This is a genomic window from Acidithiobacillus sp. HP-11, assembly GCF_015100075.1.
GTDB lineage: Bacteria > Pseudomonadota > Gammaproteobacteria > Acidithiobacillales > Acidithiobacillaceae > Acidithiobacillus > Acidithiobacillus thiooxidans.
Genome location: NZ_JACKYY010000063.1, coordinates 1 through 13212 on the forward strand (window position 1 = coordinate 1; position 13212 = coordinate 13212).

At 52.8% G+C, this 13212-nt stretch carries 15 protein-coding genes; 6 read left to right on the forward strand and 9 right to left on the reverse strand.

The window, feature by feature from the left end:
* Positions 1 to 881: 881 nt before the first annotated feature.
* Positions 882 to 1124 (reverse strand): TRIC cation channel family protein, encoded by a 243-nt coding sequence (locus H7F08_RS15760; protein WP_035211140.1) that lies wholly within the window; start codon positions 1122 to 1124, stop codon positions 882 to 884.
* Between the two features lies 1 nt (position 1125).
* Positions 1126 to 1635: a phosphate-starvation-inducible PsiE family protein gene (locus H7F08_RS13870; RefSeq protein WP_226842672.1), complete on the reverse strand. Its 510-nt coding sequence runs from the start codon at positions 1633 to 1635 to the stop codon at positions 1126 to 1128.
* Between the two features lie 74 nt (positions 1636 to 1709).
* Between H7F08_RS13870 and H7F08_RS13875 the strand changes: the two genes are divergently transcribed.
* A complete protein-coding gene (locus tag H7F08_RS13875; protein WP_193640847.1) occupies positions 1710 to 2783 on the forward strand; it encodes an ADP-ribosylglycohydrolase family protein in 1074 nt (357 codons plus the stop codon).
* 256 nt (positions 2784 to 3039) lie between these two features.
* Here H7F08_RS13875 and H7F08_RS13880 read toward each other — a convergent pair whose 3' ends face one another.
* From H7F08_RS13880 to H7F08_RS13895, 4 genes are read right to left on the reverse strand one after another with little or no spacing between them, the layout of a single operon-like run.
* Complete coding sequence (locus tag H7F08_RS13880; protein WP_193640848.1) at positions 3040 to 3378, reverse strand: DsrE family protein; 339 nt, start codon at positions 3376 to 3378, stop codon at positions 3040 to 3042.
* 15 nt (positions 3379 to 3393) lie between these two features.
* A complete protein-coding gene (locus H7F08_RS13885) occupies positions 3394 to 4659 on the reverse strand; it encodes an MFS transporter (protein WP_193640849.1) in 1266 nt (421 codons plus the stop codon).
* A complete protein-coding gene (locus H7F08_RS13890; protein WP_010641838.1) occupies positions 4656 to 5018 on the reverse strand; it encodes an ArsR/SmtB family transcription factor in 363 nt (120 codons plus the stop codon). Before H7F08_RS13890 ends, H7F08_RS13885 begins: the two co-directional genes overlap by 4 nt.
* The gene (locus tag H7F08_RS13895; protein WP_081577266.1) at positions 5015 to 5752 is read right to left on the reverse strand and encodes an MBL fold metallo-hydrolase; all 738 of its coding nucleotides are present in this window, start codon (positions 5750 to 5752) and stop codon (positions 5015 to 5017) included. The genes H7F08_RS13890 and H7F08_RS13895 overlap by 4 nt, the downstream gene beginning before the upstream one ends.
* A gap of 754 nt (positions 5753 to 6506) precedes the next feature.
* Between H7F08_RS13895 and dsbD the strand changes: the two genes are divergently transcribed.
* The 4 genes from dsbD (at position 6507) to H7F08_RS13915 (ending at position 10486) form a co-directional block, all read left to right on the forward strand.
* Positions 6507 to 8468: a protein-disulfide reductase DsbD gene (dsbD, locus tag H7F08_RS13900; protein WP_193640850.1), complete on the forward strand. Its 1962-nt coding sequence runs from the start codon at positions 6507 to 6509 to the stop codon at positions 8466 to 8468.
* 29 nt (positions 8469 to 8497) lie between these two features.
* On the forward strand, positions 8498 to 9103 hold the full coding sequence (locus H7F08_RS13905; RefSeq protein WP_226842673.1) for a thioredoxin fold domain-containing protein: 606 nt from the start codon (positions 8498 to 8500) through the stop codon (positions 9101 to 9103).
* Positions 9104 to 9129: 26 nt separating this feature from the next.
* On the forward strand, positions 9130 to 9762 hold the full coding sequence (locus tag H7F08_RS13910; RefSeq protein WP_153940771.1) for a thioredoxin fold domain-containing protein: 633 nt from the start codon (positions 9130 to 9132) through the stop codon (positions 9760 to 9762).
* Positions 9763 to 9868: 106 nt separating this feature from the next.
* On the forward strand, positions 9869 to 10486 hold the full coding sequence (locus tag H7F08_RS13915; protein ID WP_153940772.1) for a thioredoxin fold domain-containing protein: 618 nt from the start codon (positions 9869 to 9871) through the stop codon (positions 10484 to 10486).
* Between the two features lie 641 nt (positions 10487 to 11127).
* Here the strand turns inward: H7F08_RS13915 and H7F08_RS13920 are convergent.
* Genes H7F08_RS13920 through H7F08_RS13930 form a run of 3 tightly spaced genes read right to left on the reverse strand, consistent with a single transcriptional unit; the run spans position 11128 to position 12492 of the window.
* A complete protein-coding gene (locus H7F08_RS13920; RefSeq protein WP_153940812.1) occupies positions 11128 to 11577 on the reverse strand; it encodes a DUF2442 domain-containing protein in 450 nt (149 codons plus the stop codon).
* Positions 11574 to 11810 carry a DUF4160 domain-containing protein gene (locus H7F08_RS13925; protein ID WP_193640851.1) on the reverse strand — a complete coding sequence of 79 codons (237 nt, stop codon included), beginning with the start codon at positions 11808 to 11810 and terminating at the stop codon, positions 11574 to 11576. Before H7F08_RS13925 ends, H7F08_RS13920 begins: the two co-directional genes overlap by 4 nt.
* 52 nt (positions 11811 to 11862) lie before the next feature.
* Positions 11863 to 12492, reverse strand: coding sequence for a tyrosine-type recombinase/integrase (locus H7F08_RS13930; protein ID WP_193640852.1), 630 nt, complete (start codon positions 12490 to 12492; stop codon positions 11863 to 11865).
* A gap of 436 nt (positions 12493 to 12928) precedes the next feature.
* Between H7F08_RS13930 and H7F08_RS13935 the strand changes: the two genes are divergently transcribed.
* A complete protein-coding gene (locus H7F08_RS13935; RefSeq protein WP_193640853.1) occupies positions 12929 to 13087 on the forward strand; it encodes a hypothetical protein in 159 nt (52 codons plus the stop codon).
* The last annotated feature ends 125 nt before the right edge of the window (positions 13088 to 13212 follow it).

Genomic DNA, 13212 nt, shown 5'->3' on the forward strand with positions numbered 1-13212 from the left:
GGCGTACTCCTTATGTTGCTCTTTGAGTCGGAAACCCTTTGTAGCAACAGTACGCCACCTCATTCAAGCCAGTTGTAACGCGCCCGTACACCACTTTCGAGCATAGCTCTCGGGGCATACCTTACACAGAAGAAAGGGATATCGCGGGGATTCAGGGAGAAATCCTGAAGCTCAGCCACAAAGGCATCCAGTTTCAGGCTTGTGGCGTGGCGCTACACGGTATGGACGTATCTCCGAGCATGCTGATTCCGAGCGTAACGCCTGTGGAAAGTGGATTCATCTCTACCATTGCCTACCAAGAGAAGGGGTATGCTTTGGTTCCAGTTTATTAGGCGGCGAGGAAAAGTGGGGAAGTCAGAACATAGAGTTTTTCTCAAAATATGGGCTGCGAGTCTCATGCTCCTCTATTGCAGGTCTTGGGCCATATGTTACTCATTGAAAGTCCCCTTGGAGTAGATCAGCTACAGACCAGGTGAGTGCGTAGTGATTGGGTTGAGCCATGCAATGACAAGTACACGAATCTTGCGGCTAACCGGCCCCTTTCAATGGCTCAGACGGGCTAGCATTCCACGAACTGCATCGCGTTCGCCAGCTTGCCGATAATGGCTCCGACACTGTGACCAACGCGGTTGCGCTATGCCCGAATTGCGATAGAGAGGTCCACTATGGTGAAAACTCAAGAAAATTGGTTTCGCAATTCTACGAGCGTGTAAACAGGTTAGTCCGTGAATAATTTGTATAACCCCCAAGCGGGACTAGCGGATACTACTCATTCCCAGTCCAGATGTGAAAAGCTGCTTCTCGCTGCCTTGCCCCATTGAACCCTGATGGTCGGCAGCAGGAAGGGGACATTCATTTTTCGATTCCTCAGTAGTGTCTATTCAAACATTCCAGGGGGTTAGCGCGGTCTGGGTAAACTCCAGTGTCGGTACAAAGCCATCATGCGCAGAATAAAGGGTCAGTGATGCGCCAGCCAGAGTAACCGCTGCTCCCAACAAGGCCGCAGAAGCATAGATTTCGGCACGCAACACCACAGGAATCTCGGCGGTTAAAATATCGCGGATCGGCGGATCAATGTAGCCCACATAGGTTTGTTGAAAGCGCTCCTTGGACCGTTTGTTCACTTCATAGCGCTTTCCGGCCACTACCCAAGTGGCTGCGGGCTACGAGGAAGTAAGCGATGCCGGTAGCCAACAGGGCTGCGCTGATCATGGCGTAGAATATGAGGTCATCCTGCGGGATGGTTTCTCCTCCGCCTTTCACGGGGATCAGAATCAGTTGTCGCAACAGCGTAATCATGGCGACTTCAAAAAACACCTCGACATGAAAAATACCGCTGCGCATGAAGGTGATTTCGGCGGAAATCAGGGCTGACAGGACCCAAACAATAAAAAGCGTGCCTAAGGCGTGGAGAAAGCCAGCTGCCAGTATGTGCTCCCGGAAAGTGTCCACCACATCATGACTGAATTGGATCATGATCAATACGCTGGCAGCCGCCAAGGCGACGGCAATAAACAGGTGAAGGGTATAATTCAGCATTCGCAGAACGCTGTTGAAACCACCAATCAACATCAGGACTCTTTGGGCTGGATGCGTATGCTTGGCGACACAGGGCATAATAGGTAAGGAACGCAACAGCGTTTCCTGAATGAGTTTTATAGATTCTACCAGTTGTTTTAACGAACTCAACGTAAGGGAGGTAGCAAATCATGCAACGCGTAGCAGGTGCGGTGATGGGTGCGTTGGTTGGGGATGCGCTGGCCTTAGGCTGCCATTGGTATTACGACCTGGCTGAAATGCGGCGGGACTGTGGTCCGTGGATCACGGATTTTATTACGCCTCGTCCCGGTCGATATCATGAAGGTCTGGTCGCTGGTGACATCTCACAAACCGGAATACTTCTCACCATGCTCATGGAGTCATTAGCGCACTGCGAGGGTTACTCAGAGGATGATTTCACCCGGCGACTGGATACAAAGCTGTTTCCGCATCTGGATGGGACACCCATGCAGGGACCGGGAGGTTACACCAATCAATCCATACGGGAAGCTTGGCGCAAGCGTGTGACAGAAGAACGTCCATGGGGCGCATGCGCTGGAGATGCAGACACGACGGAGGGTGCAGAGCGTGCCATAGCTATTGCCGCCTTATATGCCCTACACCCAAGAAAAATGGCTGAGGCGGTTTGTAGCAATATCCTCCTGACCCAATGTGATCCGGCCATCTTAGCCATGAGTGTCGCCTTCAATGCAGTGTTGGCACAGTTGGTTTCCGGTGCTTCCTTGACGCCACAGATCAACGCCAAACTCATGGCACAGGTTCACAGCGGAGCATTACCCTTCCACATGGTTACCCAAGGTCAACTGCAGCCACCGACTGCTGCAGATAGTGAAAAGGCGCATGTTGGGCAGTTTGCATCACCTGATGCTCTACTCACAGCAGGATATGCAGTCTTGGCGGCCACAGATATGGACATCGTCATCGAACCGGCCTGGAAAGTGAGTCTGATTTACGGTATGCCCTGTGCTATTTATCATCAATTACCTGCTGCTTACTACTTGGCCAGTCGTTTCAGCGATGATTATGAATCTGCCGTATTGCACGCCATCAACGGAGGCGGACAAAATATGTCCCGCGCGATGCTAACAGGGGCGCTCGTAGGAGCTCAGGTAGGTTTGGAAGGGATCCCTCGTCGTTTCATCACTGGCCTGCGTGATTCCCAGCGATATCTGGCGCTGGCCTCGGAAATAGAGCAATTGGCAGTGCGACAGAAGCCGATTTAAACCATGCCAGAACAGCCAATGACTGTTCACACTGCCCTGCCGCCGTTGAGTCTCAATGGTCAGCGGCAGACTGAAAGCATTCATTCAGCAGCTGAAAGAAAATGAACACCGAGGAGCTATCTGGATGACCGAACCACAGTGCTGTTGCGTAACACCGCATCAAGTACGGCTTTCTCCAATGCAACATGAGATCACAGCCCAGATCAGCGAGCGATCGGCACCTCTTTTGATGTTGCTATCCTAAAGTCATTCACCGTCAGAAACATACGACTTCATCAGCCATACTGATCCAGCTGGACAGACCTTTCATGGAACTCCTGTTGACCCCAGCCGGTAATGTTTCTATAGCCTGTGCCTTTAAAGAGCTATCGCAGCACTGGACCTCCAGGCCCAATTCCATCAGCTCACTCAACAAATTGCGCACATTATCGCGGGTTTTATCACAGTCTTTCAGGATCAGCACGCCCTGACCGGCAAGAAACAAGCGAACGTCTTTGTTGTCTGCCAACATGGCACCGGCGAGACGAACCGCCGTATCGGCGCGAGGATTTTCCTCATCAGGACCTGCATGAAGGATGATTAATGCTTTGCTCATGGAAGATCCTCCTGTTCAGATACTTCGGGGATGGGTTTCTTGAACCGCAAAGGCAATCCATAAGCCCGACAAGGCCACAATGCCAGCGGTCAGCCAGATCGCGGGGAGGATTTTATCACTCCATTGAGCCACCAGACCAAGAATGACCCCGCCGATGGCATAACCCGTGTCCCGCCAATAACGATAAGTGCCCAGTATCCGACCCCGTTGCATGGCTGGAGCGACATCCGACATGGCGGCAATCAAATTGGGATAAAGCAGTGCCATGCCGAGCCCCATCAGGGCAGCGGTGACAATCCATGCAGCAAAGTGGTTCACCAGTGTGGTTCCTGCCAATCCTGCGGATAACAGGGCAAAGCCCAGCAAAACCGGTGGCTTGCGACCAACGTGATCGGCCAGATGCCCGGTCCAGAACTGGCAGAGCCCCCAGACCATGGCATAAACGCCGGTAATCCAGCCGATATAAATAATGCCGAGGCCGTGGAATTTGAAAAACAACGGGAACAGCACCCAGACCAGAGTGTCCGCAATCTTGTTGGTGACACCGCCCTGGCAAAGCGCCCGGTAGGTCCGATCCTGAAAGGAAACTTGCAGGAAAGTGCTAAACATACTTTGTGCGGGTACCGCTGCCGGGGTAGCCGCCTCTTGCTGTATATGCTCGGCACGTACCCAGTGAATGGTGTCTTTTATCCACAGCAGCAACACCAACGCCAGCGCAATGACCACTAGCCCAAAGAGCAGCAAGGACCAGCGGGGACCATACAAAACGGCCAGATACCCCGTGGCCAGACCCGCTGCACCGACGGCAATGTAACCCATGGCCTCATTGATGCCGACCGCCAGACCGCGCTGATGGTTGGCTGACAAATCAATCTGGCTGGTGACGGTCATAGTCCAGGTGAAGGCCTGGTTGAAGCCCAGGAAGACGTTGGCACCGATAATCCACCACCAGTTGGGGGCAAAGAAAATCAGAATCGGAATGGGAATGCCGGCTATCCAGCCGAGCAGCAAAACCCGCTTGCGGCCGATGCGATCAGAAAGTCCACCCGCCACAAAGTTCAGGGCACCCTTGACCAGGCCAAAGGAAATCACAAAAGAAGCCAGGAAGAAAAAGGCGTGGCTATCTACACCAAAGTGCGCTGCCATGGTGGGCAACACATTGCGTTCCATGCCGATGATCAGACCCACGAAAAAGACCTGTACCGTCTGCAGCAGAAACTGTCCACGGTTGCAGCCAATGCCCCGGACGTAAGCGCTTGCATAGTCCGCTGTGACGTTCATGCGGGGTCTTTTTGGTGGAGAGGGACCACAGTACTCAGTACCTCATGGTGATGCGCAGTAATCTGCATCTGGTCGAGAATGAGCTCCCGAACAATCTCGCAAACTTCCAAAATCTTGGGGCTGGTGAGTCGGTAATGACAGAAAGTCCCGCACTTGTCGCAGTGCACCAGACCCCTCGCCTTGAGAATATTCATGTGCTGGGAAACATTGGCTTTTGACATACCCGTCAGTTCGGTGAGCTCGCTGGCAGTTTTTTGTCCTTCACCCAGATAGTGAATGATCTCCAGGCGCTTGGGATGGGCAATGGCCGCAAACACTTCCGAAAACAGTGCAAAGCGGATGGTTTCCTGTTGCTTCATGCTGCCCTCCCCAGATTGCTGGCAACAATGCGCGCCATCTCCGCCGGCCGTTCCGGAATGTTGGCGGTCAGCTCCTGAATGAAGATCGCCCGATCCATACTCAAATAGGGATCCCAGCGCTTTTCAAAACCGATCGTCGACGAGGGTTTTCCCGAAAGACCAGCCCCGCAGACACTGCCGGCAGCATGTCCCGGAAAGATTTCCAGATCATCCGGAAGGGTTAGCAGTTTCTGCTGGAGGCTGTCATAGAGTTTCGCAGCCATTTCCTCGGGGGTGCCCCCCAGATCCGGTCGTCCCACGCCACCAACAAAAAGGGTATCGCCCGTCAGGGCAAACCAGGGAGCCTTGCTGCGCCGGATATCGCTGACTAAAAGACAAAGGCTGTCAGGGGTATGACCGGGAGTATGCAGCACCTGGGTGATCACATTGCCGGTCTCCAGGATTTCGCTGTCTTTGAGACCTCGAATCGGAAATTGTACCTGATCCTCGTCACTTTCGTGCATGCAGTAAGGCGCTTCTGCCAGCGCCGCCAAGGCTCGCCCGCCCGAAAGATGGTCGGCATGAATATGGGTATCAATGACAAAGCTGATGCGCACAGCGGCTTTCCGAGCCTCGGCCATAAACCACCCCTCATCGCCAGCCACCACATCTACTGCGACGGCAAAACCTTTACCACCACAGCCGTAGAAGTAAGACAGGGTTCCATCTTCACCACGTCTTTGCTGGAAAAACATGAAGCACCTCCATCTGTATAATAGTTAATAAGTTTGTTAACTATCTCACTACAGAATCTGTCAGTCAACATCGGCACTGGAAGTGTAACCCTCAGGATTTTCGTGCATCGCAGGAGACCTCCACTTCAATTTATTGTGGTTTCAAATTTTACAAATGTGCACAATGCCACCTCTCCACCATGATCTATCTTTTCAATAGCAGCTTCGACCCAGAGGCCTTACCTCTGAGTTTGACTCACGCAGACGTTAATCTCGGTCCCCGACAAACACTGACTACGTGCAGCGAAATCGTCAGGTTTTGACCACTCCAAGTCATGAATCCTGGATCGTTAACGCACTGGAGATTTGAAAGAATTGCCAGCATGGTAATACTTCCAAAGGCGCACCATTCTGACGGTGATTCCTGATAAAAATTGACCAACTACAAGCACTGCTTGGCAGCCCTTTTTTCAAAGATCTCTCTGAGTTTGGTTTTGATGCAGCCCACAAGCCAGTTAGTTTATGGGAAAAGCGAGGTATGGTAGGTTCGATCTGGAACGCATGTTCAGCCCGGTATTCAGGGGCTTCCACGGGATCAGGCAGGAGACCAAATCGCAAGCCCAATCCCTTGCACTGGAAGGCGATGAGCCACCAGCATTCCTTGTTGCGCGCTGATCCTAACTGCGTCCCCCAAGATCCGGCATGCTTTCTGCTTGTCTGATCAGTAATCAAGCCTGGCGGAGGCTCGAATAAACAGTGCATCTTTGGAGAATGAATGTTCGATCAAGTTCTATGTGCAGGTTCCCGGCAACGTCGCGATCGCGCGTCAACGAATAGACATCATTTGCTCCTCATCTTGCGGCTTTGGCTGTTACTGGCTCCGTTGGCACTGATACTGTCCCCTTCGGCGCTCGCCAGCCCGCTTATTCTGGCGAAGGCTGACGTCAGCTCGTCACCATTTCTAGCACCGGCCAAAGCCTTTCGCTTTAAAGCGCGCATGGCACCAAACGATACCCTGGTCCTCCAGTGGATCGCCGCACCCCATTATCACCTCTACCGCAATCGGATCACTTTACAGGTAAGCCCTCGTTCTGCCCATTTGGCGCCTTATACCCTGCCACCGGGCAAACCGATGGATATACCGGGGGTCGGAACCCTGGCTGTTTATGAGGGCGATACCACCACGATTCGGGTGCCCGTACATTTCACGGGCACGCCCCCCAAGCAACTTCGAGTCACCAGCAGTTTTCAGGGATGTGCCAATGCCGGTGTCTGCTACCCAGTCATCACGAAAAGCTATACGCTAAGCCCGACGGGAATTATTGCCAGCACCGTACGGCATGCTCCGGCTTTGGCCGACACGCATCCTGCTCTGCAGAAGCCGGTTCAACCTTCTGTGGTGGCCGGTCAATATGGGCAGTTCGCAGCAGGATTGGCCGGCGGACAAGTCCTCTTAACGCTACTGCTTTTCTTTCTGGCGGGCCTTGGACTAGCCTTCACACCCTGCATTTTCCCCATGATTCCCATTCTGTCCTCCCTGGTGGTCGGTCAGGGGAACACTCAGTTGACCGTAAAGCAGTCCAGAAGGCATGCATTCTGGATTTCTCTGGCCTATGTGCTGGGTATGTCATTGGCCTATACGGTTGCCGGGGTTCTTGCAGCGATCACCGGATCCTATCTGCAGGCCTTTTTTCAAAATCCCTGGGTGCTCAGTGGATTCAGTGCATTGTTTGTCGTACTGGCGCTCTCCATGTTCGGTTTCTACGAATTGCAGATGCCCAATGCTATACAATCCCGCCTATCCCGTTACGGGAAGGGTGGACACTTTTTCAGCGCCTTCGTGATGGGTGTGCTGTCCGCCCTGATCGTCGGGCCATGTGTCGCAGCCCCATTAGCGGGAGCTCTGCTGTTCATTGCCCACACCGGCAACGTAGTTCTGGGGGGGCTGGCCCTGTTCCTTTTGGGGCTGGGCATGGGGGTCCCCCTGCTGATCATCGGGACTTCTGCCGGACATTTTCTGCCCAAAGCCGGTGCGTGGATGAACGGCGTAAAGGCCGTCTTTGGCGTGGTTCTGCTGGGAGTCGCCATCTGGTTCCTGTCACGAATTGTGCCGGGACCGGTTACGCTGGCCTTATGGTCAGCGCTCGCCATCCTCTCGGGTATTTTTCTGGGGGCGTTTGCAGCCAATTCCGGGGGATGGCCACGATTCTTCCAGGGACTCGGCATACTGGCTGTTGTCTATGGTGTGGTTCTCGGAGTCGGTGCCTCGGCGGGTGCTTCCCTAGTGCTTGAACCTTTGGCACCTTTCGTGGCAAAAGAGGTTTCTGTCGCCCCTCTACAAAACCATGCGCTTCAAAAGCATCATCCCCTCCATTTTACCGTGGTTCGCAGCCTTCCCCAGCTGCAATCGGCTTTGGCCGCAGCAAAAGGACACCCGGTATTGGTGGATTTCTGGGCAACCTGGTGTGTAGAGTGCCAGCGTATGGATGTCGAAACCTATGACAATCCCCGTGTAGAAAAAGCCTTGCAACCACTCACGCTAATTCGGGTGAATGTGACAGCAAGTGATGCCGCATCGCGCCACCTGCTTCATCGTTTCCAGTTATTTGGGCCACCGGCAGTATTGCTGGTCAATGCGCAAGGGCATCTGGTTGCCCAATATGAAGGCTATGAAGGACCCGAAACGCTCCTGCAGCACCTGCGGCAGAAGCTGGGCCATACGATGCCTGATCGTTGATGTTATAGAAAATAATTGAGGAGATCGCTATGAACTGCAACACAAGACTGACCGTTTTAACCGGCATGCTGATCGGCATCTTGGGCATAGGATCTGCCCTGGCAGCCACAGAACTTCCGCCTTTACCCAAAATGGCTCAGAACAATTATTGGAAGGACATCGGCCAGCAACTGACCTATATCCAGGAAGGGCATAAAGGACCGGTCATTTATGATTTTTTTGATCCGAATTGTCCTTATTGCCACGGTATGTACGATGAGGAACAACCGCTAATCAAAGCCGGAAAACTCTCCGTACGTTATGTGCCGGTCGCTTATCTCATGCCCAGTAGCACCCCTGAAGCTGCCGCTATTCTGCAATCCCCGCATCGGGTCCAGGCGCTGCAACATTTTGAGGGATTGGCTGCCAAGAGTTTCGCGGCACCTATGGGACCCCAGGGGCCTGTTGGTCTGCCGCAAGCCAAAGCACTTCCACAGACGCTTCACGCTTTAAAAGTGAACATGGCTGTACTGCAAAGTGCCCACTCGATGGGCGTACCCGCCATTTTGTATGAACGCAAAAATGGCACAACAGGATTAATGCCCGGCATGGTATCTCGCGGGGAACTGCTGACCATCATTCCGAATCTGAAATAATCTGCATACCAGGAGAATAGCGCGACATGGAAAACAGGATGAGAACCCGCTGGCTGAAATGGCTGGGAATCGGGCTATTCGGCAGTAGTCTATTACTTTTTGGCACGACTTTCGCTGAAGCGCAGACAGCAACGGGAACGGCTACAGCGGTACCGCCCAAAAAACTGACGGCGAATGTTCTTTGGAAGCATATTCTGGCGCATCACCTCACTTATATTCAGGAAGGCCACCACGGTCCCATCATTTATGATTTTCAGGATCCCAATTGTCCTTACTGCCATGTGATGTACAACCATGAGGCCGCCTTGATTAAGGGCGGAAAATTGACGGTCCGTTATGTCCCCGTGGCCTTCCTGACGCCACAAAGTCCGGCAGAAGCCGCCGCTTGGCTGCAATCTTCCCATCCTCTGACAACATTGAAACATTTTGAATCCATTGTTGGTCCGGCGTTACAGAGCGGTGACTATCGCAGCCTTCCCAAAGCCACACCCACAGCAAAAACAACCCAGGATCTTAAGCATAATCTGGAAATGATGGGTGCATTGGGTTTCAATGGCACGCCCGCCATGTTGTATCGTCTCAAAAATGGTCATATTGGCCGCATCCCCGGCATGATTTCTGAAAAACAGCTTTCCGGGCTGCTGCCGCATTTGCGGTGAGTATTATAGGAACGTTGATGGCTATTGGGTCATTCCCTTCCAGGAAGCGTCACCGGAGATTGTTCGCCCAAGAGACCATTACCTACGGGTTATTGAGGAGTGCGCTATGAAGAAAAGAAGGTTGTCAGGATGGCTGCTGACTGGATGGCTGATCACACTTCCGTTGGCGGCCACGGCTGCACCTGCCCAGGAGAACATGCTTTTTCAGGAAATGACAAAGCCCCAACACGCCAATCCCAAGGCGCTTCCTCCAAGTGCTATTGCTGCAGCGATAACCCACGCACACACTTTTCTGGTCGGGCATCAGGGGCCTGAGTTAACGGCATTTATGGACCCTAACTGTATCTGGTGCCATAGATTGTATGAGAAAGCTCTGCCCATCATCGGGGCTGAAAAATTGCGGTTGCGGGTAGTTCTGGTGGGATTTCTGAAGCCCTCCAGTCCTGCCAAGGCCGCATCCATCCTGATGGCGAATAATCCAGCCAAGGCATTGGCCTATGATGAATCGCATTTCAATACCCAAACAGAAGAAGGCGGGATCCGTCCAGCCCCCAATCCTCCGCCCTTGATACGTCGCGCCGTGCGCAATAATACCCGGCTGCTTATCCGTACGGGTGAGGAAGCAACGCCCACGTTACTCTACCGGAACAAACATGGGCAGTGGGAACTACAACATGGTTTGGGGAGCCATGGGTTGCATAAAATCATGGAGATCATCTCATAAGTTGAGCGGTAAAACGCTGGAGGCGCTGGGCGGAGTGGAGGGTGCTGCCTATGCTGCCTCCGGTCACGCCAGCTACACCAAGCCCATGGCGGAGAACAGCCTGTAGTCCTGACCGAACGATATCTGATCGGGTTCCTAGTCCTGAGCTATTTGGGGTTAAAATGGCTGGGTCGTCCCACGGTTATTTCGGGGACACATACTCTTAGAGTAACTTGGGACAACGGCAGCTATCCCGCGCAAAGTGGTGACCATGGAAGGGCTTTTTAGGAACGCGGATCTGGCTGAACATGTAGCACTCTATACTGGGAGCCCAAACCCGAGGATGCCTTAAGGCTGAAAGCCAATCTCAATATAGCAACAATCGATTTGTTCGATATTATACAGTCGATCAGGAGTCTGAACCAAAGTCACCCGCGCAAATATCCTATTGATTAAGCTCAACTGCTACCACTGGAAGGCCTACTGAGTTAAAGGCACACTGCATACCGATGCATTTGCATTTCGGGGGTCGAATCGGTCTGGCGCTGACTAACCGCAAAGGCCGATTAGTGTGCGTTAGTCCAATGGCCGGTCTCGAGAACATGACAGTCAGTCTGCCGAATGACCGCTTCCGCTGCAAAATCGCCCATTATTCACCTTATTCAAGCTGCGTGGCGTTCAATCACCTCATAACCGATGCAGGCCAGCCAAACGGTCTTTGGTATCGGGCGGGAGCCATTTTTGTAGTAGGCCATCATGCGCCGAGTCATACCGATGGCTTCCGCCGCACGGCTTAAGCTGAGCTTGTTCCGCTCCATCCACAGGATGAAATCCTCACGTGTTGGTAATCCGGCCTGTTTCCTCCCCAAGGCATAGAGACTGTCTGCGCCCAGATCCAGTCCGCCGGGCCAACTCAGACCATCGCCCCAGTCATCTGTATGCCCCTGAGCGAAGAAAGCCGGATCATGGAGTGCACAAAAGGGATCTTCCGCCCGTGAAGGGCCAATAAGATCCTTAAGATCCGTGGTAAACACTTCTCCGGTGGACCAATGGATTTCTACCTGGAACAGGCCAGTAATCGTCGCCGTTTCAATTTTGGGTGCTTGATTCATGGATTCAACCTCCGATATTCCGTCAATAGGGCATCCCGATGCGCCTCAATCCAGGTCCGCACCGGTTCCAATCGCTTTCGGGGCGAGACATAGCCGACTAGAAGCGCGCCTGTTTCAATGGCCAGCGACACACGGGATCCGTCACGAAACTGCACATGGACGTGCGGAAGCGGATGCTGCTCCCGGCCATTGATGCGTATATGCCAGTCATCCCCTACGGAGTAGTTGGTCATGGCTTCATAGTAGGGAAATCATTGCACCCTATCAAGGTTGACATCAATTTCGTTACACTTCGGTTTGCTCGGCCATTTCCAGGGCATCGTCAACCTTAATGCCGAGATAACGGACGGTGCTCTCCAGCTTGGTGTGTCCCAGCAGAAGTTGCACGGCGCGCAGATTCTTGGTGCGCTTGTAAATCAATGTGGCCTTGGTTCGGCGCATGGTATGCGTGCCATAGGCGGACGGATCCAATCCTATAGAAATAACCCAACGTTCTACAACACGCGCATACTGACGGATGGAAAGATGAGGTGAGGCGTGTTTCCTGCTGGGGAAAAGAAACTGGTCATCCTTGAGTTTGGCATGGGTGATCCAAGCAGTCAGGGCCTCTCGGGTGTGTTCGGTGATCTCAAATTGGACGGGCCTCTGAGTTTTTTGTTGGAGCACAATGGCGCGGTTCATAACGGCGTGACCATGGGCGATATCGGAAACATGCAGTCCCACGAGGTCACAGCCCCCCAATTTGCTATCGATGGCGAGGTTGAAGAAGGCTAATTCACGGATCTGTTGGGCCAGTTGCAGGCGAATTCTAATGGCCCATACCTCCTGTAGTTTCAAGGGCCGTTTCTGACCTATGATTTTGTCTTTGTTCCAAGGGGTGTTGAGGTGCTGGGTGCCGTTGGGTTTTGTTTGCATGACACGGTCTCCATGGTTGTGAGAAGAAGACCATTTTTTGCAAACTCAAAGGGCGGCGCCAGACTGATAGCGGTCATTCATTATCCATGACCACTTGCAGAATTTTGTTTTGTTTTATGGCGAATCGCATCTCATATTCTTGATCTATCAGTGATGCCAATTTCCATGGTGCCAGGGTCCGTGGTGCCAATTGCCATGTTGCCAGGGTCCTGGCCTTCCATGCCCTGCCCATGGTGGCGGCCCCCGCCGAAGCCAAGGTCTGGGTCCATAGGCAACGACAGGGGGTGGCACGGGATAATATCTGACCACTGGTGGCGGCGTGTAATAAGCGACGGGGGGCGGCGCATAATACACCGGCGGTGGCGCGTAGTAGACGGGAGGCGTACCCAATTGTACGCTCAGTCCGGGAACCGCCAATCCTAAAGAAACGGCTGCCATGGCCGATGAACTGGTTAAACTCAACATCGCTGCTGCAAGGACGCCAGCAAAAATTGTCGTGCGTTTTATCGTGCGGGATTGTGGATTATTCATACTAAAGTTTCACCGTTTTTCCGCGAGGAAAATCGGCATGGTTAACAAAAATGTCGGTCATTAAATATTATTATTTATCTATGAATTATACTTATTTTGGCGCTATTTTGTTACCCTATTTTTCTTGTTTTATTTATTGTGAATCAGCCAGATAACGATGAATAGAACCGCCTTCCGTGATATAATGAG